The sequence below is a fragment of the Plasticicumulans acidivorans genome, assembly GCF_003182095.1.
Classification (GTDB): Bacteria; Pseudomonadota; Gammaproteobacteria; order Competibacterales; family Competibacteraceae; genus Plasticicumulans; species Plasticicumulans acidivorans.
In genome coordinates, this window is sequence record NZ_QGTJ01000005.1 from 132,630 (window position 1) to 158,379 (window position 25,750).

Below are 25,750 nucleotides of genomic sequence, written 5' to 3' on the forward strand. Positions count from 1 at the left end.
CAGCCGCGGCACACGGCTGCCGTTATCGACCGTGGCGGGAGCCGGCGCAAGCCCGCCGCGCAGCCGGGCGGTGATTCAGGCGGTGGCGAGCTCTGTATGCGGCGTGTCGCGATGGCCGCCGGGCAGAGCGCTGGAGATCGAGTGCAGCACCGCGGCCGCATACGGAATCGATTGCACCAGCAGGATCACCGTCCAGAACTGCACCTCGCGCACCTGGATGCCGTACTCGAAGGCCACGCCGAAGGCGCAGGTCCACAGCGCCAGCAGGATCAGCCCTTCCTCGCGGGCCATCAGCAGGCCGCGCACCAGCGCCGCGCTGTTCTCGCCCTTGGGCGTGCGCAGGAAGGCGCGGCCCTTGGTGAACAACCCGGCGAAGATCGCGCGGGCGATGGCATGCGTCAGACCCATGCCGGCGACCGCGGCGCCGAGGCGCTGGCGCAGCGTGCAGGGCACGCGCGCCGAGTAGAGCACGAAGCTGTGCATGATCTTGAAGGCGAACATGCCGAGCGTCGGGAACAGGAACACCGCCAGCGGGAACTCGAAGAACTGCGGCAGCAGCAGCAGGCCGAGCGACCAGACCATCGCCGCCAGCGAGAACACCAGATGCAGCGCATCGGCGAACCACGGCAGCCAGCCGGTGATGAAGTGGAACTTCTGTGCCGGCTGCAGGCGGCCGCTGCCGCCGAGCGCGGTCGGCAGCATCCAGCTCCAGTAGCGCTTGAGGATCTGCACCGCGCCGTAGGCCCAGCGGAAACGCTGGCCCTTGTAGGCGCCGAAGGTATCGGGCGCCACGCCCTTGCCGAAGGCATGGTTGACGTAGACCGCCTGGTAGCCTTCCTCCATCACCCGCAGGCCGAGCTCGGAGTCCTCGCAGATGCACCACTCGGCCCACGGGCCGGATTCGTCGATCGCTGCCTTGCGGATCAGCGTCATCGTGCCGTGCTGGATGATCGCGTCGCGCTCGTTGCGATGCACCATGCCGATGTTGAAGAAGCCGGAGTATTCCCAGTTCGCCCACTCGGTGAAGCGGTCGTGCTCCCAGTCGCGGTGGTCCTGCGGCGCCTGCACGAAGCCGACCTGCGGGTTGTCGAAGTACGGCACCAGCGACTTCAGCCAGTCCGGCGTGACCAGGTAGTCGGCATCGATGACGCCGACGATCTTCGCCGACGGATGCGTGCGCTTGAGGCCGAAGTTCAGCGCGCCGGCCTTGAAGCCCTTCCACGGCTTCAGGTGCATGAAGCGGAAATGCGGGCCGAGCCTGGCACAGTGTTCTTCGAGCGGCTTCCAGGTGGCCTCGTCCGGGGTGTTGTTGTCGATCACCAGCACTTCGAAGTTCGGATAATCGAGCGCGGCGAGGCTGTTGAGGGTTTCGATGACCAGCTCGGGTGGCTCGTTGTAGCAGGCCAGGTGCAGCGAGACCATCGGCCATTCCGTGCGGCCCTGATCGTCCTTCAGCGGCTGGAAGGCGCGTTTCCACTTGCGCTTCCACAGCACCTCGGTGAATTCGAAGCCGTTGATCAGCGCCACCATCAGCAGGCCGAGCTGCGCCGGCAGCAGGATGCCGAGCATCAGCACGCCGAGGTCGGTCAGGTACAGGTGCGCCGGCACGAACAGCGTCCACACCAGCAGCGAGGCGCTGGCCTGGATCAGCACCGCGAAGAACAACTGGCCGTGTGCGCGCAGGTTGTTGAAGCGCAGCGCGAACAGCAGCATCGGCAGCAGCGCCACGCAGGCGGCGAGGATGGCCTGCCAGCTCCAGGTCTGGTCCTCGAACACCGCGCCGGTCATCGGGAACTTCAGCTCGCGATTGGCGTTGAACACGCCCCAGTAGGCGCCGACAGTGCCTTCGATGGCCTTTTTCCACGGCTGGTCGAAGGCTTCCATGATGAAGTAGTCGAGCTTGCGTTCGCGGGCGACGTTGAGGAACTGGCGCACGAAGCGCGCCTCGTTGGTCAGGCTCGGGTAGCTGGCGCCGACGCGGTTGCCTTCGCTCGGCCAGCCGACCTCGGAAATCAGGATGTGCTTGTCGGGGTAGGCCTCGTGCAGCTCGTCGACACGGCGCAGCACGTAGTCGACGGCCTGCTCGAACGGCACCTTTTCCCAGTAGGGCAGCAGCTGCACGGCGATGAAGTCGACTTCCTTGACCAGCTCGGGGAAGCGCAGCCAGACGTGCCAGGGCTCGGCGGTCGACACCGGCTTGTTGACAGCCTTGCGCACCTGGCGCAGGTACTGCGCCAGCTCACGCACGGTCAGATCGGCACGCAGGATCGCCTCGTTGCCGACCACCAGGCGGGTGACGTTGTCGTAGCGCTTGCCCAGATCGATCAGATTGTCGATCTCGCGCTTGTTGAGCGCCGCGCGCTGGTCGAGCCAGGCGCCGAGCGTGACCTTCATGCCGTATTTCTGCGCGATGCCGGGGATCACTTCGAGGCCGTCGATCGTCGAGTAGGTGCGCACGGCGTCGGCGTACTGGCTCATCAGTGCCATGTCGCGGTCGATCGACTCGGGTTTGGGCAAACGGTTTTCCAGTGGATTGTCGTCACGCCCGTACGGCGAGTAGGAAAAGCCGTTGATGCGGCCGGCCCAGGGCTCGACCGGGGTGGGGCGGTTGCTCAGCGCCCAGATGCCTAGATTGGCGGCGATGACCAGCAGGACGATCAGCAGATTCTTGCGCATGCGCAGGCACCTTCAGGCGCGGTTCGGGCTGGCGCGCACGCCGCGACGGACGCGGGCGCGTGCAAGGAAGCATTGAGGAAAGTACGTCGGGGCGGGCGTGTCGCGGCGCTCGCCGAGCGCGGCGGCGCTGCCCGCCGGCGGGCGGCGCGAAATTCTATGGAGCGCGCAGGGCGCTTGTCGAGCAAGTGCCGCGCTGCTCGACGTCGCGGTGGTGCGGCGGGTTATCTTCGGGTTTTCGGCAGTCCACATAAGCATAAGTAAGGAGGAGAACCCCATGTCATCGCAAATCAGCCGTTTCCCCGTGCCCGATCTGGCCAGTCTGCCCGCCGACGTGCGCGAGCGTATTGAGACCGTTGCCGCCAAGGCCGGTTTCGTGCCCAACGTCTTTGCCGTGCTCGCACACCGCCCGGACGAGTTCCGCGCCTTCTTCGCCTATCACGATGCCCTGATGGAAAAAGACAGCGGGCTGAGCAAGGCCGAGCGCGAGATGATCGTCGTCGTCACCAGCGCGGCCAACGCCTGTGAATACTGCGTCGTCGCCCACGGGGCGCTGGTGCGCATCTATTCGAAGAATCCGCGTCTCGCCGACCAGCTGGCGATCAACTACAGCCGCGCCGAGATCACGCCACGCCAGCGCGCGCTGCTCGACTTCGCGATGGCTGTCTCGCTGGATGCCAACCGCATCGACGAGACGCAGTTCGCGACGCTGCGCAGCCACGGTTTCAGCGATGAAGACATCTGGGACATCGGCGCCATCGCGGCCTTCTTCGGCATGTCCAACCGTCTGGCCGGCTTCATCGGCATGAAGCCGAACGAGGAATTCTTCCTCATGGGACGGCTGCCGAAAGCCGCGGCGCAGGCTGCGTAAGCCGGTCTTGCCGGCCGCGGTGGCGATCGTCGGGCGTGCCGCATATAGTCTGCGCGACCCCGACGACCCGCCGCTGCCCGGCGGGTCGGGCATTTTTTCAGGCAGCATGCCCGTTTCCCAGAGAGTCCCCGCAATGAGCAACATCCCCGGTGATCTGCTGTACACCGCGTCCCATGAATGGGTCCGCACTGACTCCGATGGCACCGTCACCGTCGGTATCACCGACCATGCGCAGATCGCCCTCGGTGACCTGGTGTTCATCGAACTGCCCGAGGCCGAGCGCGTCGTCGACGCCGAGGAAACCTGTGCCGTCGTCGAGTCGGTGAAGGCCGCTTCCGAGGTCTACGCGCCGTTCGCCGGTGAGATCGTCGAGAGCAATGCCGCGCTGGCCGATACTCCCGAGCTGGTCAACAACGACCCCTACGGCGACGGCTGGCTGTTCCGCATCCGCCCGATCGGCGCGCTCGAAGGGCTGCTCGACGCCACGGCCTACGCCGCCACGCTCGCCGACTGATTTCCAGTGCCGGCACCCGCCGGCCCGCCCCCCGAAGGAGATCGTCAGATGGCCACCGTCACGCTCAAGGGCAACCCCTGCAGCACCAACGGCGAACTGCCCGCCGTCGGCAGCCGCGCGCCCGACTTCCTGCTCGTCGCCCCCGGCCTCAAGGACGTGCGCCTCGCCGACTACGCCGGGCGCAAGAAGCTGCTCAACATCGTGCCGAGTCTCGACACACCGACCTGTCAGCTGTCGACGAAGAAGTTCAACGACCACGCCAAGGCGCATCCCGACACCGTGGTGCTGATCGTCTCCGCCGACCTGCCGTTCGCGCAGGGCCGCTTCTGCACCGGCGAGCACCTCGACAACGTCATTCCGCTGTCGATGATGCGCTCGCGCAATTTCGCCAAGGATTACGGCGTGCTGATCGAGAACGGGCCGCTGGCCGGCATCACCGCGCGCGCGGTCGTCGTGCTCGCGGCCGACGACACCGTCCAATACACGCAACTGGTCGCCGAGATCGGCGATGAACCCGATTACGAGGCTGCGCTCGCCGCCCTCGCCTGAGGCTCTGCATGGCCAACCAGCCGCATACCGGGTGGCGACGCGTCGTCAACGCTACCCATTACTCCTGGGCCGGCCTCAAAGCCGCCTGGCGCAACGAGGAGGCCTTCCGCCAGGAAAGTCTCCTCGTGTTTTTCCTGTCGCCGTTCGCTTTCTGGCTCGGTCACACACCGACCGAGCGCGCGCTGCTGATCGGCAGCCTGCTGCTGATCGTCATCGTCGAGCTGCTCAATTCCGGCATCGAGGCGGTGGTCGACCGCATCGGCCTGGAGCGCCATGAGCTGTCCGGTCGCGCCAAGGACATCGGCTCGGCGGCAGTGTTCGTCTCGCTGCTCAATGCCGCCGTGGTCTGGGGGCTGGTCGTGCTCGGCTGAAGGCCGCGCTAGCATCGGTGGCAGGACCGTCACGAGAAGCCCGCCGATGAGCCGTCTGCACCGCCTGCTGCTGTGCCTGCTGCTGATGCCTGCGCTCGCGCTGGCCGATGCCCTCGAAGTGATTCCGCTGCAGCACCGCAGCGCCGAGGACCTGCTGCCGCTGCTGCGGCCGCTGGTGCGCCCGCCGACCACGCTCGGCGGCCAGGGCGACAAGCTCATCGTGCGTGGTTCGCCGGCGGAGATCGAACAGCTGCGTCAGCTGCTCGGTGCGCTCGACGTCGCGCCGCGCCGGCTGCTGGTCAGCGTGCGCCAGGGCAGCGCCGACGATCTGCTCAATCGCGGTGGCGGCAGTGATGCCGTCGCCGGCTTCGGCAGCGACGGCGTGCAGGCCGGCGGCCGCGTCAGCGTCGAGCATTACGGTACGCGGCGCAATGACGACACCACGCAGGGCGTGCAGGTGCTCGACGGCCAGGAAGCGTTCATCCGGGCCGGCGCCGAGGTGCCGGTCAGCAGCAGCGGCACGGTGATCTACGGTCGCAGCATCGTCGCGCAGGACGTGCAGACCGAATACCGCGACGCCAGCACCGGCTTCTACGTGCGCCCGCGGCTCAGCGGCAGCAGCGTCACCGTCGAGGTGCGGCCGAGTTCGAGCCGCGCGCTGCCTGACGGCAGCTTTGCCACCAGCGGCCTGTCGACCACGGTCAGCGGACCGCTCGGTGCCTGGCTGCCGCTCGGCGGTTCCGTCGAATCGCGTCAGCAGGAACGCAACGCCGACACCTACTCGACGCGCGAACACTCGCGCGCCGAGCGCGTCTGGCTGCTCAGGGTCGAGGAGCTGCCGTAACCGCTCAGAACACGCCGAGTTCGAGGCCGGCGGCCAGCGCCTCGCCGAGCTCGTGTGCCTGCACCAGCGCCGTAGCGTCGAACTCGCCGCGCACGATCAGCGCTTCGGCGACTTCCCGCCAGCCGTAGCCGGTGGCGATGCGGCCGATCTCGCGCACCGCGCCGCGGCCGTCGTTGCCGGCGCTGATCAGCAGCGCATAGGGCAGGCCGACGGTGCGGCCCTCGCAGGGGTAGTAGCAGCGTTCGAGGAAGTCCTTGACCAGTCCGCACAGCGTGCCGAAGTTCTCCGGCGTGCCGAGCAGCAGGCCGTCGCAGCCGAGCAGGTCGTCGACGCCGGCATCCGGGGCGTGGCGCAGCTCGACATCGACGCCGCCGGCGCTGCAGGCGCCGGCATAGGCCGCGGCGATCAGTCGGCCGGTGTGGCCGCTGCGGGTGTGGAAGACGATCAGCAGGCGTTTACGCATCGCGAACTCCGGGCGGCGCTGGCTGCGAGCTTAGTCTGCCGCGGGGCCGGGCGGCTAAGCTCGGGGCATGCCGCTTCCATTTCCATGTTCACTTCCGTGCCGCCTGCGCGCGGACATACGCGTGTCGCCGCCATGAGCTTCGAACTCGAACAATTGTTTTCCCGCATCGGCCTGTCGGTCGCACTCGGTCTGCTGATCGGCCTGCAGCGCGAGGCCACCGGGCCGGAATTCGCCGGTCTGCGCAGCTTTGCGCTGACGGCGCTGTTCGGCACGCTGTGCGGCCTGCTCGCCGAGCATTTCGGCGGCTGGGTGCTGGTCGCCGGGCTGTTCGCGATCACCATCCTGCTGGTGCTCGGCAACGTCATGCAGTGGCGCGGCCGGGTCGATGACCTCGAACCCTCGGTCACCAACGAGCTCGCGCTGCTGCTGATGTTCGGCCTCGGCGCCTACATCGCCTTCGGCGAATGGGAGCTGGCCGTCGTCGTCGCCGGCGTGTTCGTCGTGCTGCTGCACTTCAAGGTCGAGCTGCACGCGCTGGCGCGCCGTCTCGGCGGCGATGATCTGCGCGCGATCGTGCAGTTCGTGCTGATCACCTTCGTCGTGCTGCCGGTGCTGCCGGACCGCACCTTCGGCCCGTATGCGGTGTTCAACCCCTTCGAGGTCTGGCTGATGGTGACGCTGATCGTCGGCATCAGCGTCGGCGGCTACCTGCTGTACAAGGCCTTCGGCGGCGGCGCCGGCGTGCTGCTCGGTGGCGTGCTCGGCGGCGCGGTGTCGAGCACGGCGACGACGCTGGCCTACGCCCGCCGCGTACGCGAAGGACTGGCCGCGCCGCTCGCCGCCGTCGCCATCGCACTCGCCTCGGCGGTGATGCTGGTGCGGGTCAAGGTCGAGATCGCCGTGGTCTCGCCGCTGTTGCTGCGCCACGCGCTGCCGGCGCTCGGTCTGATGCTGGCGCTGACGCTGCTGCCGGTGGCCTGGTTGTGGCGGCGTTCGCGGCGGCAGGACGCGACGATGCCGCCGCAGAAGAACCCGGCCGAACTCGGCCCGGCGATCACCATGGCCGGGCTCTACGCGCTGGTGCTGTTCGTGCTCGCCGCCGCCAAGGACTCGCTCGGTCGGGACGCGCTGTTCCTGGTGTCGATCGTCGCCGGCTTCACCGATGTCGACGCGATCACGCTGTCGGTGTCGCGCCTGGCCAGCGAAGAGCGGGTGACGCTCGATACCGCCTGGCGGCTGATCGTCACCGCCGTGCTCGCCAACGCCGCCTTCAAGGCGGCGATGGTCGCCTCGGTCGGCGGCCCGGAGGTGTTCCGCCGCACGCTGTGGCTGCTGCTGCCGTCTTTGGCCGCCGGACTGGGGATGATCCTGTGGTGGCCGGCGGCCGCCGTTTAGGCCAGCGGCCGGGCGCCGGCGGATGTCAGTCGCAGTCGGCGTCGAGCTGCACGTGGGCGAACCACAGCCGCTTCCAGCGCTCGATCTTCTCGGCATCGGGCAGCGCTTGTGGCGAGGCCGGCTGGCTGGCGGCGAAGTTCGCGCCGCCGTCGATGATCCTGACGTTGACCGCCGCATAGCAGACATCGTCCTCGGCATACAGGCCGCCGACCAGCACGCCGCAGTGGCCGCAGACCAGCATCTGCGCGATGCCGCTGCCCTGGCGGTAGCGCTGCAGCCGCTCCATCGCTTTGACGTGGATGCTCAGGCTGCCGTCGGCATCGGACAGGTAGGCCGCCCCGTGCTTGCGGCAGAAATCGCAGTCGCAGGCGCGCGGCGTGTACTCGGTGGGCTCGCGCGACAGGGTGAGTTCGACGCGGATATTCCCGCAGTGGCAGCTGCCGGTCAGTGGGTGCATGGTCAGGTTCCCTGAGTGCTGTGTCGTCGATTCGCGCAGTGCCTAGTACGCCCGGCCGTCCTTGTGGGCGAAGTGCCAGCGGCCGTCGTCGCCCATCACGGCCTGCAGGTCGTCATCCGGGTAGCTGACGACGTCGCCGGGGGAGCGGTCGCCGATTTCCAGATAGAGCACGTCGTCGCTGCCGCGGTTGGCGAGCTGGTAGGCATCGCCGCTGCCGGCCGGGCAGCCGGCGCACATGCCGGGTTCGAGCAGGGTTTCGCCGGCGTTGCTGATCAGCACGGCCTGACCGGCGAGGATGTAGAGGAATTCATCCTGGCGACTGTGACCGTGGCGCAGCGCCGAGACCGCGCCCGGCGCCAGCCGTGTCAGGTTGACGCCGAAGTTGCGCAGGCCGAACACATCACCGAGCGCGCGTTTCTCGCGCCCGGCCATGCGTGCGGCGAAGGGCTCGGGGTAGGCGGAGGCAACGGCGCGCGGCGGCACCTGTGCGGCGACGACGGCAATCGGTTTCGGCTCGCTCATGGCTCGGGGGCTCCGTGGGGCGGGGGAGTCCCGCAGTCTGGCAGCCCGCCATGTGCGGCGCGGCGGCGGCGGGCGCACCGCCGCTGTGCGTGAATGCATGGTCTGCCGCTCAGCCCGGCGGCTGCAGCGCCTGCCGCAGGCTGGCCCAGATGTTGTCGAGCAGCCGCGGCTGCGCGGTTTCGTTCGGGTGCAGGCCGTCGTCCTGGATCAGGGACGGTATGCCGCCGACGCCATCGAGGAAAAAGTCCACCAGTCCGGTGTGATACTGCGCCGCCAGCTCGGCGTAGATGGCGTGGAACTGTTCGGTGTAGCGCGGGCCATAGTTCGGAGGAATGCGCATGCCGAGCAGCAGCACGCGGGTGCCGGAGCGCTGCGCCAGCTCGATGATGCCGGTGAGATTGGCGCGCATCGCGGCGAGCGACAGGCCGCGCAGGCCGTCGTTGGCACCCAGTTCGACGATCAGCAGTTGCGGGCGGTGTTCGGCGAGCAGCGGCGGCAGGCGATCGAGGCCGCCCTTGCTGGTATCGCCGCTGATGCTGGCATTGACCACCTGCTGCGGCAGGCCCTGCGCGCGCAGCCGCTCGGCGAGCAGCGCGACCCAGCCTTTTGCGGTATCGATGCCGTAGGCGGCGCTCAGGCTGTCGCCGAGCACCAGGATCACCGGCGCCGGCGCGGCCTGCAGCAGCGACGGCAGCACAAAACTAAAAATCAGCAGCAGACGCGACAGGAGTTTCATGTGCGAGCGCTTCCCGAAGGACTCAAGACGATGGAAGTGGAGACCCGGCCGATTGTCCGGGCCGTCGGGCTGGGCAAGCAAGTCAGCAGCCCGGAAGGCGAGCTGACCATCCTCGACGGCATCGATCTGGCGATCGGCCGCGGTGAACGTGTGGCCATTCTCGGCGCTTCAGGTTCCGGCAAGTCGACGCTGCTCGGTCTGCTCGCCGGCCTCGATCTGCCGAGTCACGGCCGTGTCGAGCTCGACGGCACCGATCTGGCGACGCTCGACGAGGACGGTCGCGCCCGGTTGCGCGCCGGTCACGTCGGTTTCGTCTTCCAGTCCTTCCAGCTGCTGCCGGGGCTGAGCGCGCTGGAAAACGTCATGCTGCCGCTGGAGCTGGCCGGTCGTGCCGATGCCGCGGCGCTGGCCCGCGAAACCCTGGAGCACGTCGGCCTGACGGCGCGGGCGCGGCATTACCCGGCGCAGCTGTCCGGCGGCGAGCAGCAGCGCGTGGCGATCGCCCGCGCCTTCGCGCCGCGTCCGGCGCTGCTGTTCGCCGACGAGCCGACCGGCAACCTTGACCGCCGCACCGGCCAGACCGTCATCGATCTGCTGTTTCGCCTCAATGCCGAGCAGGGCACGACGCTGGTGCTGGTCACGCACGACGTCCACCTCGCCGGTTACTGCGAGCGGCGGCTGGTGATGGAGGCCGGGCGACTGGCGGAGGAGGCGGCGTGAACGCACCTCAGACCTGCGGGCTGGCGCTGCGCCAGCTCGGCCGCGACCTGCGCAGCGGCGAGCTGCGCGTGCTGCTGTTCGCGCTGGTGGTTGCCGTCGCCGCGGTGTCCGCCGTCGGCTTTTTCACCGACCGCATCCACCGCGCGCTGGAGCGCCAGGCCGGCGAGCTGCTCGCCGCCGATCTGGTGGTGCGCGCCTCGCAGCCGCTGCCGCCAGCGCTGAGCGATGCCGCGCATGAGCGCGGCCTGCGGGTGGCGCAGACCTGGAGTTTCCCCAGCGTGGTGCTGGCCGGTGAGCGCTCGGCGCTGGCCGAGCTCAAGGCCGTCAGCCCCGGCTATCCGCTGCGCGGCGCACTGAAGACCAGCCGCGCGCCGTTCGCCCCGGCGCAGGTGACGCAGCAGCTGCCGGCGCCCGGCAGCGTCTGGCTCGACGAGCGGCTGTTCGCCGAACTCGGCGTGCAGGCGGGTGATCGGGTCGACGTCGGCGCCAGCTCGCTGAAGGTCGATGGCGTCATCGCCTACGAGCCGGACCGCGGCGGCGATCTGTTCAGCCTGGCGCCGCGGTTGCTGATGAATCTCGCCGACGTGCCGGCGACGCAGCTGGTGCAGTTCGGCTCGCGGGTCAATTACCGTCTGCTGCTGGCCGGCACGCCGGCGGCGCTCGCCGAGTGGCGGGCCTGGCTGCAGGCTCCCGGCCGTCTGCCCGAGGGCGCGCGCCTGCAGGACGTGCGCGAGGCGCGCCCGGAGCTGCAGGCGGCGCTCGATCGCGCACAGCGCTACCTCGGCCTGGCCGCGGTGGTCGCCGTCATCGTCGCCGGCGTCGGCATCGCCATCGCCGCGCGCCGCTTCGCGCTGCGCCACTGGGACGGCGTGGCGGTGATGCGCTGCTTCGGCGCCACGCAGGCGCGCATCGCCGCGCTGTTCGGCATCGAGCTGCTGGCGCTCGGTCTGCTCGGCGGCCTGGCTGGCGCCGCACTCGGCTGGGCCGGGCAGGAGGGGCTGACGCGGCTGCTCGGCTTCCTCGCCGGCGGCGAGCTGCCGGCGCCGTCGTGGCGGCCGCTGGCGCCGGCGCTGGCCACCGGCGTGGTCGCCACCCTCGGCTTCGCCGCGCCGCCGCTGCTGCATCTGCGTCGCGTGCCGCCGCTGCGGGTGCTGCGTGGTGACCTCGGCCCGGTCGACGTCTGGGCCGGCTCGGCCTACGTCGCCGCGCTCGCCGCCGTCGCCGGCCTGCTGCTGTGGCAGGCCGATGAACTCAAGCTCGCCACGCTGGTGCTGGCCGGTACCGCCGGCGCCGGTCTGCTGCTCGCCGCCGGCGCTTGGGTGCTGACACGCACGCTGGCGCGGCTGCGCGGGCGGGTCGGCGTCGCCTGGCGTTTCGGCCTCGCCAACATCGCCCGGCGCGGCGGCGCCAGCGTGGTGCAGGTGGTGGCGATCGGCACCGGCTTGATGGCGTTGCTGGTGCTGACGCTGGTGCGCGGCGACCTGCTCGCCGGCTGGCGTGACAGCCTGCCGGTGGATGCACCGAACCGCTTCCTGATCAACATCCCACCGGCCGAGGTCGATGCCGTTGCCGCTTTTCTGCGCACACACGGGGTGCCGCAGGCCGAGCTGTATCCGATGGTGCGCGGCCGGCTGACGCGCATCGGCGAGCGCGCGGTGTCGGCCGCCGACTATCCCGACCCGCGCGCGCAGCGTCTGGTCGAGCGCGAGTTCAATCTGTCCTGGGCCGAGCAGCCGCAGAGTGACAACCGCATCGTCGCCGGGCGCTGGTTCGGCACGGAGGCACGCGGCCGTGCCGAGGTCTCGGTCGAGGCCGATCTGGCGCAGACGCTCGGCATCCACCTCGGCGACCGCCTGCGCTTTGCCATCGCCGGGCAGGATGTCGATGCCACCGTCACCAGCCTGCGCAGCGTCGAGTGGGATTCTTTCCACGTGAACTTCTTCGTGGTGTTCCCGCCCGGCGTCATCGAACAGATGCCGGCGACCTGGATCACCAGCTTCTACCTGCCGGCCGAGCGCTCGGCGTTGCTCGCCGATCTGGTGCGTGCGCATCCGGCGGTCACCGTGCTCGACATCGAGGCGCTGCTCGCCAAGGTGCGCGAGATCATCGAGCGCGTGGTGCAGGCGGTCGAATACGTGTTCCTGTTCACGCTCGCCGCCGGTCTGGCGGTGCTGTTCGCGGCGATTCAGGCCACGCGCGACGAGCGTCGGCGCGAGGCGGCGCTGGTGCGCACGCTCGGTGCACCGCGGGCGCTGATCCTCAAGGGGCTGCTGGCCGAATTCGCCGTGCTCGGCCTGCTCGCCGGGCTGCTGGCGGCGAGCGCGGCGGCGGTGCTCGGCTGGGGACTGGCGACGCAGGTGTTCGAGTTCAGCTATCGGCCCGACCCGCTGCTGTGGCTGAGCGGGGCGCTGGCCGGCGTGCTCGGTGTCGGCGCGGCTGGCTGGCTGGGCACGCGCGACGTGCTCGAACAGCCGCCGCTGGCGACGCTGCGGGGTGGCTGAGCGCGGCGCTTGATGCCGGTCAGCGCGCCGTCATCGGCCCTGCAGGGACACTCGGACTCGTCCACAGTTGCGTTTTATGCAGGAGGCGGCGGTTGCCGGATGAGGCAGCCGCTGACTGAGAGGTGACGACGATGAACGCGAACGACACGATCCGCGAGCAATTGCAGAGCCTGGCCGCCGAGCTGCAGCACCGGCTCGAACGGATCTCGGCGCATGAGCGCCACGAGGAAGGGCCGCCATCGCAGGATTTTGCCGAGCAGGCCACCGAGCGCGAGAACGACGATGTCATCGGCGCGCTCGCCGTCGACACCCGCCATCAGCTCGGCCTGGTGCGCAAGGCGCTGGAGCGGCTCGATGCCGGCGAATACGGCCTGTGCGTCGAGTGCGGCGAGCCGATCGCACCGGCGCGGCTGGCGGCGCTGCCGTGGGCGCAGCTGTGCGTGAAATGCGCTGCGCAGCGCGAAAAACGCTGAGCGGTGCCATCCGGCCTCCGCGGCAGAGCTCGTCCGGGTGGACGCTCTCCGCGACTTCCTCGATCAGCATCGCCGCCAGCGGCTCGCCCCCGCGTCGCAATGGCGGTCGTCGAGGCCGGTGCGCGTCCCCCGCGGCGGGGGCACGGCACGCCTGTTGCGGCCGGCGTAGCCGCTGACGCCACCGAAGGCGTGGCGTAGACCAGCCTTCATGCGCACACGCTGGCGGCTCATGCCGGTCTGCATGAAAAAACGCCGGATGCGCGTGCCTGCGGGGACGCGCGCGTAAACGGATCGACTGCCGCTTCGCCGCCGAGGCGCTGCTAAGGACTTGTCATCACGGGGCTCCCTGCGTGATCGGCGCGTGACGCCGTGCCCGAGCGCTGCCGGCAGTCCGCCCGCGCTGTGAAAGCCATCAACGCCAGTGTCGCGGCGAACGGCTACCATGCGGGGGCTTTTGTCCGCGGAGTCGGTCCATGCGTGTCTGGTTTCTCGTGCTGGCGCTGCTGTTCGGCAGTGGCCTCGCTCATGCCTTCGATGACGATGCCCTGCCGGGGCTCGCCGATCTCTACCGTCAGCAGCTGCTCGCCCTGCCGGCGACGCCACTGCCGGCCGATGCGCTGACGCGCGCTGATGCCGCGCTCAAGGCCAAGCAGTGGTCACAGGCCGTGCCGCTGTTCGAGGCGCTGGTGCGCGCGCATCCCGAACAGGGCGGACTGTGGCTGAAGCTCGGCCGTGCCCGCGGCAACGCCGAGCCCAGCGACGCCAATGCCCGTGCTGCCGCCTGGCAGGCGCTGCAGCTCGCCACTACGGCCAAGGACAAGGCGGCGGCGCTGTTCGTGATCGGCCGCCTGTTCGAAGTCAACGAGATGTTCAAACCGGCACTGGCGGCCTACGACGAGGGGCTCGCGCTGTTCGGCGATGCCAGCATCACCCGCCGTGCCGAGGCGCTGCGCGAGCAGCTGATGCTGCGCCCGACCGGCGCCGAGGCCAGCGTCGAGGGCGATCAGCCGCGCCTGTGCGTGAGCTTCTCCGAACCGCTGTCGCGCGAGCGCAGCCTGCACTGGGCGGATTTCCTGGCGATCGAACCGGCGCTGCCGCAGGCGGTGGTCAACGCGCGCGGCGAGCAGATCTGCATCGAGGGCGTGGCCTGGGGCACGACGTATCAGGTGACGGTGCGCGCCGGCGTGCCCGGTGTCAGCGTCGAGCGGCGCAGCCGCGCCAGTGAAACCTTCACCGTGGCGGTCGGCGATCGCGCGCCGAAGCTCGAATTCCGCGGCAACACCTGGGTGCTGCCGAAGAAGGGCGGTGGGCACATCGCGCTGCTGTCGGTCAACCTGCCGGCGGCCAAGCTGCAGCTGCTGCGCTTCAACGACCGCAACCTGGTCGAGCAGCTGCGCGGCAAGCACCTCGATGAAACCTATTACGCCTACGAGACACGGCGCATGGCGCGCGACAACGCCGAGCTGGTCTGGGAAGGCACCGTCGACCTGGCTGGCGAGCGCAACCAGCAGGCGACCACGCTGCTGCCGATCGACACGGTGCTGAAGACGCCGCAGCCCGGCATTTACCTGCTCACCGCGGCGCCGCTGCAGCCGCTCGACGGTGACGAGGACTATCAGGAGCTGGCGACGCAATGGCTGCTGATTTCCGATCTCGGCCTGAGCGCGATGCGCGGCGAGGACGGTTTGCATCTGTTCGTGCGCTCGCTCGACAGCGCGCAGCCGACGCCCGGCGTCACGCTGACGTTGTACTCGCGCAGCAACGCCGAGCTGGCCAGTGTTAGCACCGACGCCGAGGGCCAGGCCCTGTTCGCCCCCGGCCTGCTGCGCGGCGAGGGCGCGCGCGCGCCGCAGGTGGTGATGGCGAGCACGGCGACCGGCGATTTCAGCTTCCTCGATCTCGGCGAGCCGGCTTTCGATCTGTCCGACCGCGGCGTTGAAGGGCGCCCGGCGCCGGGCGCGCTCGATGCCTGGCTGTATTCGGATCGCGGCGTCTACCGCCCCGGCGAGGCCGTCGAACTGAGCGCGCTGCTGCGCGATACCGCCGCCAAGGCAGTCGAGGAGCTGCCGCTGACGCTGATCATCAACCGCCCCGACGGCAGCGAGGCCGAGCGTCGCGTGCTGCAGCCGGCCGCGGCCGGCAGCTATCACACGCGCATCGAGCTGGCGCCGAATGCGCGCAGCGGCCAGTGGCGCGTCGCGCTGCATGCCGATCCCAAGGCCGAGCCGATCGGCCGCTACAGCTTCCGCGTCGAGGACTTCGTGCCGCAGCGCCTGCATATCGAGCTGAGCGCGGCGCAGCCGGTGCTGCATCCGGGCGAGCCGCTGGACGTCGAGCTCAGCGGCCGCTTCCTCTACGGTGCGCCGGCGGCGACGTTGCCGGCGGAGTTCGACGCCACGCTCGAAGCCGATCCCGAACCCTACCCGCAGTGGAAGGACTACCAGTTCGGCCTGGTGCAGGACAGCTTCGAGCCGACCGGTGTCAGTGCCGACAGCGCCGCGCAGACCAGCGATGCCGAAGGTCACGCGCAGGCGCGCTATCTGATCGCTGCCGCCCCTGATACCACGCGGCCGCTGCGCCTGTCGGTGCGTGCCGGTCTGGAGGAACCGGGCGGCAGCATCGTGCGCCGCGTGCTGCGCGTGCCGCTGCGCAGCGCCGATCTGGCACTCGGCATCCACCCGCAGTTCGCCAGCGGTGAACTCGGCGACGGCCAGCACGCCGGTTTCGACGTCATCGCGCTCGACGGCGCCGGCGAGCGCCGCGCGGCGACCGGCCTGCGCTACGAGCTGTTCCGCGAAAGCTATGACTACGTCTGGTATCGCACCGACAGCGGCCGCCTCGACTGGAAGCAGATCGTGCGCGACGGCGCGCCGCTGCGCTCGGGCACGCTCGACGTCGCCGCCGACAGCGTGGCCACGCTCGGCTTCGATCGCCTCGACGGCGGACCGTACCGGCTGGAAGTGTTCGACGCCGCCGGTGCCGTCGCCAGCAGCGTGCGCTTCAGCGTCGGCTGGGTGGCGCAGCCGGGCAGCGGCGAGCGTCCGGACCAGGCGCAGGTGCTGCTCGACCGCGAGCAGTACGCCGCCGGCGATACCGCCAAGATCCGCGTGCGCGCGCCGTTCGCCGGTGAGCTGCTGCTCAGCGTCGCCAGTCACAAGGTCTGGGCCACGCACCATGCCCACGTGCCGGCCGACGGCCTCGAACTCAGCCTGCCGGTCAAGGCCGAATGGGGCCCCGGTGTCTACGTCACCGCGACGGTATTCCGCCCGGGGCGCAGCGCGGCGCAGGCCGGGCCGGGGCGGGCGATCGGCCTGGCCTGGCTGGCGCTCGATCCGGCGCCGCGCCGGCTCGACGTCAAGCTCGACGCGCCCGCCGAATGGCGGCCGCGGCAGACGGTGCAGCTGCCGCTGACGGTGGCTGGTGCCGCCGCGGGCGATGCGGTGTACCTGACGCTGACGGCGGTCGACGAGGGCATCCTTCAGCTCACCGACTTCCACAGTCCCGATCCGCTCGATCACTACCTCGGCAAGCGCCGGCTCGGCGTCGACATGCTCGATCTCTACGGCCGGCTGATCGCACCGGCCGAGGGCGTTCCCGGTGAGCTGCGCAGCGGCGGCGACGCCGATGGCGGCCTGCTCGACGCACCGCCGCTGAAGCGGCGGGCGAGCGTGGTGCTGTTCTCCGGTCAGGTGACGCTCGGTGCCGACGGCAAGGCCAGCGTGCCGATGACGCTGCCGGACTTTGCCGGCCAGCTGCGGCTGATGGCGGTGGCCTGGAGCCGCGAGCGGCTGGGCATGGCCGAGGCCAAGGTCGCGGTGCGCGATCCGCTGGTCGCCGACGCCTATCCGCCGCGCTTCCTCGCGCCCGGCGATCTGGCGCAGGTGCGCGTGCAGGTCGACGACGTCGGCGCCGCGCCCGGTGCCTGGCGGCTGCAGGCCAGCGCGGACGGCGCGCTGGCGCTGGAGGGCGAGACGCAGTTCACGCTCGACCTCGGCCCCGGCCGCGACAAACAGCTGCGCCAGCGTCTGCAGCTGCGCGGCCAGGGCGTCGGGGACGGCAGCCTGCGGTTGACGCTGGACGGGCCCGATGGCACGCACATCGTCCACGACTGGCCGCTGACGGTGCGCGCCGCGGTGGCCGTCGAACGCCATGTGACGCTGCAGCCGCTCGCAGCCGGCGCCAGCCTGCACCTCGATGCGGCGCCGCTGGCCGACTTCCTGCCCGGCAGCACGCGGCTGCGCGTGCTGGCCAGTCCGCAGGCGCCGCTCGATCGCGAGGCGCTGCTGGCCGAGCTCGGTGATTACGCCTACGGCTGCGTCGAGCAGACCACCAGCCGTCTGCTGCCGCTGATCGGTGACGACAGCCGGCGGGCGCAGGCCGAGCCGCTGCTGCGCCGCTTGCTGGCACAGCAGGGCAGCGATGGCGGCTTCGGCCGCTGGAGCGCCCTCGACGACATCCGGCCGTGGCTCAGCGCCTACGCCACCGAGGCGCTGGTGCGGGCGCATGAAGCCGGTCTGCCGGTGCCGGAGGCCGCACTCAAGCGCGCGCTCGACACGCTGCACGGGCAGCTCGAAGGTGCCGACCCGGACGCCACCATGCTTGCCGCCCGCGCCTATGCGGCCTGGGTGCTGGCCCGCGCCGACGTTGCCCGCCCCGGCGAGATCCGCTACCTGATCGACGCCTGGGGCGATCGTCTGCCGACGCGGCTGGCCAGCGCTCAGCTCGCCGCCGCCGCCGCCCGCTACGGGGATGCCGCGCGCGCCAAGCGCCTGTTCGCGCAGGCGCAGGCCAAGGCGCTGCCGCGCGCCAGCGGCCTCGATGACTACGGCAGCGAGCTGCGTGATGACGCCGCGGTGCTGACGCTGGCGCTGGAAGCGCACGCCGCCGGCGACGATGCCGCACTGCGCGCCGTCGATCTGGCCACCCGCGTCGAGCGTCAGCACTGGCTGTCGACGCAGGAGCAGTCCTGGCTGGCGACCTTGGCCGCCCGCCTGCCGGCCGGCAGCGGTACCCCGCAGCTGACCCTCGACGGCAAGCCGCTGGCTGCGCAGCAGGATCGCGTGGTCTTCAACGCCGATCTGGCGGCGCTGGCCCACGGCCAGACGCTGGCCAATGCCGGCAGCAGCACGAGCTGGCTGCGGCTGAGCGCCAGCGGCCTGCCGGCCGGCGAGCCGGCGCCGTATGCCGAGGGCATCGCGCTGGTGCGCCGCTACTTCGATCTCGACGGCAAGGCGCTCGATCCGGCGCATCTCAAGGCCGGGCAGACGCTGGTGGTGACGCTCGACGGTGAGGTGCGTACCGACGGTGCCGTGCAGCTGCTGGTCGCCGATCTGCTGCCGGCCGGCTTCGAGCTGGAGAACGCGGCGCTCGGCCCGAGCCGCAGTGCCGGCGAGCTGCCGTGGCTCAGCCAGCTGAGCGAGACCGAGCACGTCGAGCTGCGCGACGACCGCTACGTCGCCGCGCTCGATCTCGGCGAGCGCCGCAGTTTCTCGCTCGCCTATCTGGTGCGCGCGGTGACGCCGGGTGACTACCGCCTGCCGCCGCCGGTCGCCGAGGACATGGTGCGGCCGACGCTGCGTGCCCGCGGCGAAGCAGGGCGGGTGGTGATCGAGTAGCGCGATGGCCGATCCCGTCCGTACGCCCGCGCGCTGGCGGCGGTGCCTGCTCGCGGTCGGCGGCGGGCTTGGCCTGCTGCTGGCGGCGGCGCTGCTGGCCGATCGGCTGGCGCCGCTGCCGCTGGCGCGCCTCGACGCGCTGTCGCCGAGTCTGCTCGATGCTGATGGCCGCCTGCTGCACGTGGCGCTGGCCAGTGACGATCACTGGCGCCTGCAGCTGGCGCCGGAGCAGGTCGATGCGAACTTCGTGCGCGCGCTGATCGCTTTCGAGGACCGGCGTTTCTGGTCGCATCCGGGGGTCGATCCGCTGGCCCTGCTGCGGGCAGCCGGGCAGTGGCTGCGTTCCGGGCACGTGGTCTCCGGCGGCTCGACGCTGACCATGCAGGTGGTGCGCCTGCTCGAACCGCGTCCGCGCACGCTCGCCGCCAAGCTCATCGAATGCCTGCGTGCGCTGCAGCTCGAATGGCATTTCGACAAGCGCCAGATTCTGGCGATGTACCTGCGCCTGGCGCCCTACGGCGGCAATTTGGCCGGACTGCGCGCCGCGGCGCTCGCGTATCTCGGCCACGAGCCGGCGCAGCTGACGCCGGCCGAGGCGGCCCTGCTGGCGGTGCTGCCGCAGGCGCCGACGCGGCTGCGCCCGGACCGTCACGCCGAGCGCGCCCATGCCGCGCGCGACAAACTGCTGCGGCGTATCGCCGCCGAGGGCGTGATCGACGCCGCGCAGCTGCATGAGGCGCTGAGCGAGCCGCTGCCGACGCAGCGTCAACCGCTGCCGCGCCTGGCCGAGCATCTGGCCGCGCGCTTGCGCGATCCGGCGCAACCCGAGCACGCCAGCTTCGTGCAGCGCACCTTGCAGACATCGGTGCAGCGTCTCGCCGATGCCGCGCTTGCCGGCTTGAACACGCGCGCCAACATTGCCGTGCTGGTCGCCGACTACCACTCCGGCAGTGTCATCGTCTATCTCGGCGCCGCCGATACGCGTGATCCGCGCCGTGGCGGCGCGCAGGATCTGGCACAGGCCTGGCGCTCGCCGGGCTCGACGCTGAAGCCGGCGGTCTACGGCCTGGCCTTCGATGAGCTCGGCCTGCATCCGGACACCCGCCTCGACGACGTGCCGACGCGCTTCGGCGACTACCAGCCGGCGAACTTCCAGGACCGCTACCACGGCGAGGTGACGCTGCGCGAAGCCTTGCAGCGTTCGCTGAACGTGCCGGCGGTGGCGGTGCTCGATGCCCTCGGTGCACCGCTGGTCGCCGCCCGGTTGCGCCAGGCCGGCATCGCGCTGGCGCTGCCGGACGGCGCGCAGCCGGGCCTGCCGCTGGTCCTTGGTGGCGTCGGCACGCGCCTCGACGATCTGCTTGCGCTGTATGCCGGTATCGCCGGCGGCGGTGAGGTGCGGCCGCTGCGGCTGAGTCCCGGGCAGGCGCCGGGCACGGCGGTGCGTCTGCTCAGCGCGCGCGCCGCGCAGCGCCTCGGCGACATCCTCGAAGACGCGCCGCCGCCGCCGGAGGCGATTCCGGCGGCCGTCAGCCGCCAGCCGCGGCGCATTGCCTACAAGACCGGCACTTCCTACGGTTTTCGCGACGCCTGGGCGCTGGGCTTCGATGGCCGCTATGTGGTCGGCGTCTGGGCCGGCCGGCCGGACGGCTCGCCGAGTCCCGGTCGCTACGGCCGCAACACCGCTGCGCCGCTGTTGTGGCAGGTGTTCGATCTGCTGCCGCCGGCGCCACGGGTACGCAGTGGCGAGGCCGACGACGCCGCGCCGGAACGCTGGCGGCAGCTCGGACCGCTGCGCTCGATGGCCCGCGCCGCGCCGCTGGAGATCGGTTTCCCGCCACCCGGCGCGCGGTTGCTGGTGCCGCCGGGTACCTCGCTGCAGCTCGCTGCGCGTGGCGGTGTGCGCCCGCTGCGCTGGCTGGTCGATGGCGCGCCGCTGCCGGTGGGCTCGCTGCTGCGGCGCAGTGCGGCGTGGACGCCGCTCGGCGCCGGCAGTGCGCGCATCACGGTGATCGATGCGCAGGGGCAGAGCGCGAGCGCCGAGGTCTGGGTCGAGCCCTGAGTCCGTGGCGCGTTCAGTGGCGCCGATCATCGGAAAATTTCACGCTGCGCGCCGCCTTCGCCGCACGGCCGCCGCCCGCCCACCGGCGGAGGCCGTGCGATGCGCCTTGGTGGCTTGTTAATTAATTGAAATAAAGCGTGTTTTTGCGGGCTGCTTGGTGCTGCGCTGCGGCAATGCGGAGTTTCCTTCTTCCATCACATTGACACTGTGAAAGGTGCCTACTAAGCCTGAGCGCATGCGGTTGGGCAGCTGCCGGCGCGTCGTGCATTGATGCAGATCACGACGGGTGCTGTCCGTCGCCGAAAACAGAGGGCGCCACGCAGCGACCCCATCCGATCCGCGACGACGGATCACCACCTCAGGAGTAGTCGGGCATGACAGCCAACCGTCCCTGGCGGGGCGCGCGCGGCATGGCCGCGGTCGGCGTCCCTGCGCTGTGGAGTTCGGCGGCCTTCGCCAACTTCCAGCTGAACATGACGCCTGGCGTCACGTCCGTCAGCCATCGCATCTATGAGCTGCACATGCTGATCTTCTGGATCTGCGTGGCGATCGGCATCGTGGTGTTCGGTGTGATGTTCTGGTCGATCGTCCATCACCGCAAATCGCGCGGCGCGGTGGCGGCGCAGTTCCACGAGAGCACCAAGGTGGAGCTGGCCTGGACCGTGGTGCCGGTGCTGATCCTGGTCGGCATGGCGATCCCGGCAACCAAGACGCTGGTGGCGATGGAGGACACCGCCGATGCCGATCTGACCATCAAGGTCACCGGCTATCAGTGGAAGTGGCGCTACGACTACCTCGACGAGAAGGTCGGCGGCGAGACGCTGGGCTTTTATTCGAACCTCAAGACCACGCCGCAGCAGGTCTACGGCGATGCACCGAAGGACGAGCACTACCTGCTCGAAGTCGACCGCCCGCTGGTGCTTCCGGTCGGCAAGAAGGTGCGCATCGTCACCACGGCGGCCGATGTCATCCATTCCTGGTGGGTGCCGAGTCTGGGCTGGAAGCGCGACGCGATTCCCGGCTTCATCAACGAATCCTGGACGCGCATCGAGCAGCCCGGCACCTACCGCGGCCAGTGCGCCGAGCTGTGTGGCAAGGATCACGGCTTCATGCCGATCGTCATCGTCGCGATGAACGAGCCCGATTACGCCAAATGGCTGGCCGATACCAAAGCCGGCCTGCTCGCCGAGCGCGACTCGGCCACGCGCGAGTGGAGCAGGGACGAGCTGATGGCGAAAGGCGCGTCGGTGTTCCAGACCTGCGCCGCCTGCCATCAGGCCAACGGCCAGGGGCTGCCCGGCATGTTCCCGCCGCTGGTCGCCGGTCAGCCGTTCGCGGCGCCGGAGCCGCTGCTGGCGCCGCTGCGCGAACGCGGCTTTCTCGACGGCGCCGGCAATATCCACATCGGCAGCGTCACGCAGCACGCCGAGATCGTCATGAAGGGCATCCCCGGCACGCCGATGAGCGCCTACGCCGGCCAGCTCTCCGACGTCGAGATCGCCGCGGTGCTGACGTACATCCGCAATTCCTGGGGCAACACGCTGGGCGATGTGGTCCAGCCGGCGGCGATCAAGGCGCTGCGCTGAGAGGGGAACCGAGATGAGCACGACCGCCGACCAAATCGCCCCCGCGCACGACGAGCACCACGCGCCGCGTGGCCTGCTGCGCTGGCTGACGACGACCAATCACAAGGAGATCGGCACGCTGTACCTGGTGTTCTCGCTGACGATGTTCTTCGTCGGCGGCACCATGGCGCTGATCATCCGCGCCGAGCTGTTCCAGCCGGGCCTGCAGATCGTCGAGCCGTATTTCTTCAATCAGATGACGACGATGCATGCGCTGGTGATGATCTTCGGGGCGGTGATGCCGGCTTTCGTCGGCCTCGCCAACTGGCTGATCCCGATGATGATCGGCGCGCCGGACATGGCGCTGCCGCGCATGAACAACTGGTCGTTCTGGATCATGCCGTTCGCCTTCACGCTGCTGCTGTCGACGCTGTTCATGGACGGCGGCGGCCCGGCCGGCGGCTGGACGCTGTATCCGCCGCTGAGCCTGCAGACCGGTGCGGCCTTTCCGTTCGTGATCCTGGCGATCCACATGATGGGCGTGTCCTCGGTGATGGGCGCGATCAACGTCATCGCCACCATCCTCAATCTGCGCGCCCCGGGCATGACGTTGATGCGCATGCCGCTGTTCGTCTGGACTTGGCTGATCACCGCTTATCTGCTGATCGCGGTGATGCCGGTGCTGGCCGGTGCAGTGACCATGCTGCTCACCGACAAGTACTTCGGCACCAGTTTCTTCAACGCCGCCGGCGGCGGCGATCCGGTGATGTTCCAGCACATCTTCTGGTTCTTCGGGCATCCCGAGGTCTACATCATGATCCTGCCGGCCTTCGGCATCGTCTCGCAGATCATCCCGACCTTCGCCCGCAAGCCGCTGTTCGGTTACGCCTCGATGGTCTATGCGACGGCCTCGATTGCCTTTTTGAGCTTCATCGTCTGGGGGCATCACATGTTCACGGTGGGCATGCCGCTCGCCGGCGAGCTGTTCTTCATGTACGCGACGATGCTGATCGCGGTGCCGACCGGCGTGAAGGTGTTCAACTGGATGGCGACCATGTGGCGCGGCTCGATGACCTTCGAGACGCCGATGCTGTTCGCGGTAGCCTTCGTCGTGCTGTTCACGATCGGCGGTTTTTCCGGGCTGATGCTGGCGATCGCGCCGGCTGACTTCCAGTACCAGGACACCTATTTCGTCGTCGCTCACTTCCATTACGTGCTGGTACCGGGCGCGGTGTTCTCGATCATGGCCGCCACCTACTACTGGCTGCCGAAGTGGACCGGGCACATGTACGACGAAAAACTCGGCCGCCTGCATTTCTGGTGCTCGGCGATCGGCGTCAACGTGCTGTTCTTCCCGCAGCACTTCCTTGGCCTTGCCGGCATGCCGCGGCGCATTCCGGACTACGCGCTGCAGTTCGCCGGCTTCAACATGATTTCCTCGATCGGCGCCTTCCTGTTCGGCCTGTCGCAGCTGATTTTCCTGTGGGTGGTGATCAAGTGCATCCGCGGCGGCGAGCCGGCGCCGGCCAAGCCCTGGGAAGGCGCGCACGGGCTGGAGTGGACGCTGCCGTCACCGGCGCCGCTGCACACCTTCCAGACCCCGCCGCAGATCGATCCGAGCGAGGCGCATGGCTGAGATGGCGACGATGACGATGAGCGATGACGATCTGCGCGCGCGTCAGCGTCGCGGCGTGCGCCGCACGCTGCTGGTTCTGGTGCTGCTGGTGCTGGCGTTCTACCTCGGCTTCATCTGGCTGGCGGCACAGCGATGAACCCGCCCGCCCCGAGCCCGGCCGTCGGCATTCGCCGCACCCTGCGCAGCGCGCTGTTCATCGTCGTGGCGATGTTCGGCTTCGGCTTTGCGCTGGTGCCGCTGTATGACGTGCTGTGCCAGGTCACCGGGCTCAACGGCAAGACTTCGGGGGTGGTGGCGCAGGCCGAGCCGATGCGCGTCGACGAGGCACGCACGGTGACGGTGGAGTTCGTCGCCAGCGTCAACCTCGACGCACCCTGGGAGTTCCACCCGGACGTCACCAAGCTGCAGGTGCATCCGGGGCGCTTCTACACGACGCATTTCTACGCCCGCAACCGTTCCGCGCGGGCCGTGCTCGGCCAGGCGATCCCCAGCGTGTCGCCGGGGCCGGCGGCGACGCATTTCCACAAGATCGAGTGCTTCTGCTTTACGCAGCAGGGCTTTGCGGCGGGCGAGGGGCGGGAGATGCCGGTGACCTTCCGCATCGATCCGCAGCTGCCGGCCGACGTGCACACGGTCACGCTGTCCTACACCTTCTTCCGGCTGCCCGAGCAGGGCTGAGCCGCCCGCGGCGAGGGGTTTGCAATGAGCACGACGACACATCCGACATATTACGTGCCGCACAGCAGTCCCTGGCCGATCATCGGTGCCGTCGGTCTGTTCACGCTGATGCTCGGCGGCGCGACGCTGCTCAACGGCGGTCACGCCACGCTGCTGTACATCGGCCTGGCGATCCTGATCACGATGATGTTCGGCTGGTTCGGCAACGTCATCCACGAGAGCCGCTCCGGTCTCTACAGCGAGCAGATGGACCGTTCATTTCGCTGGGGCATGGGCTGGTTCATTTTTTCCGAAGTGATGTTTTTCGCCGCCTTCTTCGGCGCGCTGCTCTATGCGCGTGAATTCGCGCTGCCCTGGCTCGACGGTACCTCCAGCAGCAAGCCGATGGTGCACGATCTGCTGTGGCCGCACTTCGAGGACAGCTGGCCGACCAACGGCCCCGGTCGGGTCGGCGGGCACTTCGAGCCGATGAGCGCCTGGGGGCTGCCGGCACTGAACACGCTGATCCTGCTGTCGAGCGGGGCGACGGTGACCTGGGCGCACTGGGGGCTGCTGAAGGACAACCGCCGTCAGCTCTGCCTCGGTCTGGCGGCGACCGTGCTGCTCGGTTTTACCTTCGTCGTGCTGCAGGCCGTCGAGTACAGCCATGCGATGCACGAGATGAACCTGACGCTCGGCAGCGGCATTTACGGTTCGACCTTCTACATGCTGACCGGCTTTCACGGAGCGCACGTCACCATCGGCGCGATCATCCTGCTGGTGATGCTGCTGCGCTCGCTGGCCGGGCATTTCACGCCGCACAACCATTTCGGCTTCGAGGCGGCGGCCTGGTACTGGCACTTCGTCGACGTGGTCTGGCTCGGCCTGTTCGTCTTCGTCTACTGGCTCTAGAGCCCGTGCGGGTGGATCAGTCCGGCAGCCGCAGCGAGCAGCAACATGACGAACAGGCTCAGTGACAGCCCGATGCGCAGCGTCAGTGCACGTGCCAGCCGCTCGCGCGGCACGTCGCGGCGCAACAGGCTGACCAGCCCGGAGCCGAGCGCGCCGATGATGGCGAACAGCATCAGTACGACGACGATCTTGACGAGCATGGCGACGACTCCGG

22 protein-coding genes are annotated in these 25,750 nt (G+C 69.6%); 16 read left to right on the forward strand and 6 right to left on the reverse strand.

Annotated elements, in window-relative coordinates; all coding sequences use genetic code 11:
* Nucleotides 1–75: 75 nt before the first annotated feature.
* Nucleotides 76–2,676: a glycosyltransferase gene (locus C7443_RS09975; RefSeq protein ID WP_110018464.1), complete on the reverse strand. Its 2,601-nt coding sequence runs from the start codon at nt 2,674–2,676 to the stop codon at nt 76–78.
* A 274-nt stretch (nt 2,677–2,950) separates the two neighbouring features.
* Between C7443_RS09975 and C7443_RS09980 the strand changes: the two genes are divergently transcribed.
* The 5 genes from C7443_RS09980 to C7443_RS10000 all read left to right on the forward strand — a co-directional run bounded on the left by C7443_RS09980 (nt 2,951) and on the right by C7443_RS10000 (nt 5,822).
* A complete protein-coding gene (locus C7443_RS09980) occupies nt 2,951–3,544 on the forward strand; it encodes a peroxidase-related enzyme (protein WP_110018465.1) in 594 nt (197 codons plus the stop codon).
* Between the two features lie 133 nt (nt 3,545–3,677).
* A complete protein-coding gene (gcvH, locus tag C7443_RS09985) occupies nt 3,678–4,058 on the forward strand; it encodes a glycine cleavage system protein GcvH (protein ID WP_110018466.1) in 381 nt (126 codons plus the stop codon).
* A 48-nt stretch (nt 4,059–4,106) separates the two neighbouring features.
* The gene (gene tpx, locus C7443_RS09990; protein ID WP_110018467.1) at nt 4,107–4,607 is read left to right on the forward strand and encodes a thiol peroxidase; all 501 of its coding nucleotides are present in this window, start codon (nt 4,107–4,109) and stop codon (nt 4,605–4,607) included.
* Between the two features lie 8 nt (nt 4,608–4,615).
* Nucleotides 4,616–4,978 (forward strand): diacylglycerol kinase, encoded by a 363-nt coding sequence (locus tag C7443_RS09995; protein ID WP_110018468.1) that lies wholly within the window; start codon nt 4,616–4,618, stop codon nt 4,976–4,978.
* Nucleotides 4,979–5,024: 46 nt separating this feature from the next.
* Nucleotides 5,025–5,822: a secretin N-terminal domain-containing protein gene (locus C7443_RS10000; protein WP_170123575.1), complete on the forward strand. Its 798-nt coding sequence runs from the start codon at nt 5,025–5,027 to the stop codon at nt 5,820–5,822.
* Nucleotides 5,823–5,826: 4 nt separating this feature from the next.
* Here the strand turns inward: C7443_RS10000 and C7443_RS10005 are convergent, their stop codons facing one another.
* Entirely contained in the window at nt 5,827–6,285 is a 459-nt protein-coding gene (locus tag C7443_RS10005; RefSeq protein WP_110018470.1) for a flavodoxin family protein, read from the reverse strand.
* A 132-nt stretch (nt 6,286–6,417) separates the two neighbouring features.
* Between C7443_RS10005 and C7443_RS10010 the strand changes: the two genes are divergently transcribed.
* A complete protein-coding gene (locus C7443_RS10010; RefSeq protein ID WP_170123576.1) occupies nt 6,418–7,680 on the forward strand; it encodes an MgtC/SapB family protein in 1,263 nt (420 codons plus the stop codon).
* A gap of 25 nt (nt 7,681–7,705) precedes the next feature.
* Here the strand turns inward: C7443_RS10010 and C7443_RS10015 are convergent, their stop codons facing one another.
* From C7443_RS10015 to C7443_RS10025, 3 genes are all read right to left on the reverse strand, one after another.
* Entirely contained in the window at nt 7,706–8,137 is a 432-nt protein-coding gene (locus C7443_RS10015) for a GFA family protein (protein WP_110018472.1), read from the reverse strand.
* Between the two features lie 42 nt (nt 8,138–8,179).
* Entirely contained in the window at nt 8,180–8,659 is a 480-nt protein-coding gene (locus tag C7443_RS10020; RefSeq protein WP_110018473.1) for a cupin domain-containing protein, read from the reverse strand.
* A 109-nt stretch (nt 8,660–8,768) separates the two neighbouring features.
* Nucleotides 8,769–9,386, reverse strand: coding sequence for an arylesterase (locus tag C7443_RS10025; RefSeq protein ID WP_425467077.1), 618 nt, complete (start codon nt 9,384–9,386; stop codon nt 8,769–8,771).
* A 39-nt stretch (nt 9,387–9,425) separates the two neighbouring features.
* Between C7443_RS10025 and C7443_RS10030 the strand changes: the two genes are divergently transcribed.
* The 10 genes from C7443_RS10030 (at nt 9,426) to C7443_RS10070 (ending at nt 25,536) form a co-directional block, all read left to right on the forward strand.
* Nucleotides 9,426–10,115, forward strand: a complete 690-nt coding sequence (locus C7443_RS10030) for an ABC transporter ATP-binding protein (protein ID WP_110018475.1) — start codon at nt 9,426–9,428, stop codon at nt 10,113–10,115.
* The gene (locus C7443_RS10035; protein ID WP_110018476.1) at nt 10,112–12,616 is read left to right on the forward strand and encodes an ABC transporter permease; all 2,505 of its coding nucleotides are present in this window, start codon (nt 10,112–10,114) and stop codon (nt 12,614–12,616) included. The genes C7443_RS10030 and C7443_RS10035 overlap by 4 nt, the downstream gene beginning before the upstream one ends.
* A gap of 131 nt (nt 12,617–12,747) precedes the next feature.
* Nucleotides 12,748–13,089 carry a TraR/DksA family transcriptional regulator gene (locus C7443_RS10040; RefSeq protein ID WP_110018477.1) on the forward strand — a complete coding sequence of 114 codons (342 nt, stop codon included), beginning with the start codon at nt 12,748–12,750 and terminating at the stop codon, nt 13,087–13,089.
* Nucleotides 13,090–13,562: 473 nt separating this feature from the next.
* On the forward strand, nt 13,563–18,704 hold the full coding sequence (locus tag C7443_RS10045) for an alpha-2-macroglobulin family protein (RefSeq protein WP_110018478.1): 5,142 nt from the start codon (nt 13,563–13,565) through the stop codon (nt 18,702–18,704).
* 4 nt (nt 18,705–18,708) lie between these two features.
* Nucleotides 18,709–20,766: a penicillin-binding protein 1C gene (pbpC, locus tag C7443_RS10050; RefSeq protein ID WP_110018479.1), complete on the forward strand. Its 2,058-nt coding sequence runs from the start codon at nt 18,709–18,711 to the stop codon at nt 20,764–20,766.
* Nucleotides 20,767–21,140: 374 nt separating this feature from the next.
* Entirely contained in the window at nt 21,141–22,352 is a 1,212-nt protein-coding gene (gene coxB, locus C7443_RS10055) for a cytochrome c oxidase subunit II (RefSeq protein ID WP_425467076.1), read from the forward strand.
* A 13-nt stretch (nt 22,353–22,365) separates the two neighbouring features.
* The gene (gene ctaD / locus C7443_RS10060) at nt 22,366–23,967 is read left to right on the forward strand and encodes a cytochrome c oxidase subunit I (protein ID WP_110018480.1); all 1,602 of its coding nucleotides are present in this window, start codon (nt 22,366–22,368) and stop codon (nt 23,965–23,967) included.
* The gene (locus tag C7443_RS20125) at nt 23,960–24,103 is read left to right on the forward strand and encodes a hypothetical protein (protein WP_170123577.1); all 144 of its coding nucleotides are present in this window, start codon (nt 23,960–23,962) and stop codon (nt 24,101–24,103) included. The genes ctaD and C7443_RS20125 overlap by 8 nt, the downstream gene beginning before the upstream one ends.
* Nucleotides 24,100–24,645 carry a cytochrome c oxidase assembly protein gene (locus C7443_RS10065; protein WP_110018481.1) on the forward strand — a complete coding sequence of 182 codons (546 nt, stop codon included), beginning with the start codon at nt 24,100–24,102 and terminating at the stop codon, nt 24,643–24,645. Before C7443_RS20125 ends, C7443_RS10065 begins: the two co-directional genes overlap by 4 nt.
* A gap of 24 nt (nt 24,646–24,669) precedes the next feature.
* A complete protein-coding gene (locus C7443_RS10070; RefSeq protein ID WP_110018482.1) occupies nt 24,670–25,536 on the forward strand; it encodes a cytochrome c oxidase subunit 3 in 867 nt (288 codons plus the stop codon).
* Here the strand turns inward: C7443_RS10070 and C7443_RS10075 are convergent.
* Nucleotides 25,533–25,736, reverse strand: coding sequence for a DUF2909 domain-containing protein (locus C7443_RS10075; protein ID WP_110018483.1), 204 nt, complete (start codon nt 25,734–25,736; stop codon nt 25,533–25,535). The two genes, C7443_RS10070 and C7443_RS10075, sit on opposite strands and share 4 nt — an antisense overlap.
* Nucleotides 25,737–25,750: the final 14 nt, after the last annotated feature.

Coding starts and splice junctions, on each gene's coding strand:
- C7443_RS09975 (WP_110018464.1), bottom strand. CDS start 2,676: ATGCGCAAGAATCTGCTGATCGTCCTGCTGGTCATCGCCGCCAATCTA.
- C7443_RS09980 (WP_110018465.1), top strand. CDS start 2,951: ATGTCATCGCAAATCAGCCGTTTCCCCGTGCCCGATCTGGCCAGTCTG.
- gcvH (WP_110018466.1), top strand. CDS start 3,678: ATGAGCAACATCCCCGGTGATCTGCTGTACACCGCGTCCCATGAATGG.
- tpx (WP_110018467.1), top strand. CDS start 4,107: ATGGCCACCGTCACGCTCAAGGGCAACCCCTGCAGCACCAACGGCGAA.
- C7443_RS09995 (WP_110018468.1), top strand. CDS start 4,616: ATGGCCAACCAGCCGCATACCGGGTGGCGACGCGTCGTCAACGCTACC.
- C7443_RS10000 (WP_170123575.1), top strand. CDS start 5,025: ATGAGCCGTCTGCACCGCCTGCTGCTGTGCCTGCTGCTGATGCCTGCG.
- C7443_RS10005 (WP_110018470.1), bottom strand. CDS start 6,285: ATGCGTAAACGCCTGCTGATCGTCTTCCACACCCGCAGCGGCCACACC.
- C7443_RS10010 (WP_170123576.1), top strand. CDS start 6,418: ATGAGCTTCGAACTCGAACAATTGTTTTCCCGCATCGGCCTGTCGGTC.
- C7443_RS10015 (WP_110018472.1), bottom strand. CDS start 8,137: ATGCACCCACTGACCGGCAGCTGCCACTGCGGGAATATCCGCGTCGAA.
- C7443_RS10020 (WP_110018473.1), bottom strand. CDS start 8,659: ATGAGCGAGCCGAAACCGATTGCCGTCGTCGCCGCACAGGTGCCGCCG.
- C7443_RS10030 (WP_110018475.1), top strand. CDS start 9,426: ATGGAAGTGGAGACCCGGCCGATTGTCCGGGCCGTCGGGCTGGGCAAG.
- C7443_RS10040 (WP_110018477.1), top strand. CDS start 12,748: ATGAACGCGAACGACACGATCCGCGAGCAATTGCAGAGCCTGGCCGCC.
- C7443_RS10045 (WP_110018478.1), top strand. CDS start 13,563: ATGCGTGTCTGGTTTCTCGTGCTGGCGCTGCTGTTCGGCAGTGGCCTC.
- pbpC (WP_110018479.1), top strand. CDS start 18,709: ATGGCCGATCCCGTCCGTACGCCCGCGCGCTGGCGGCGGTGCCTGCTC.
- coxB (WP_425467076.1), top strand. CDS start 21,141: ATGACAGCCAACCGTCCCTGGCGGGGCGCGCGCGGCATGGCCGCGGTC.
- ctaD (WP_110018480.1), top strand. CDS start 22,366: ATGAGCACGACCGCCGACCAAATCGCCCCCGCGCACGACGAGCACCAC.
- C7443_RS20125 (WP_170123577.1), top strand. CDS start 23,960: ATGGCTGAGATGGCGACGATGACGATGAGCGATGACGATCTGCGCGCG.
- C7443_RS10065 (WP_110018481.1), top strand. CDS start 24,100: ATGAACCCGCCCGCCCCGAGCCCGGCCGTCGGCATTCGCCGCACCCTG.
- C7443_RS10070 (WP_110018482.1), top strand. CDS start 24,670: ATGAGCACGACGACACATCCGACATATTACGTGCCGCACAGCAGTCCC.
- C7443_RS10075 (WP_110018483.1), bottom strand. CDS start 25,736: ATGCTCGTCAAGATCGTCGTCGTACTGATGCTGTTCGCCATCATCGGC.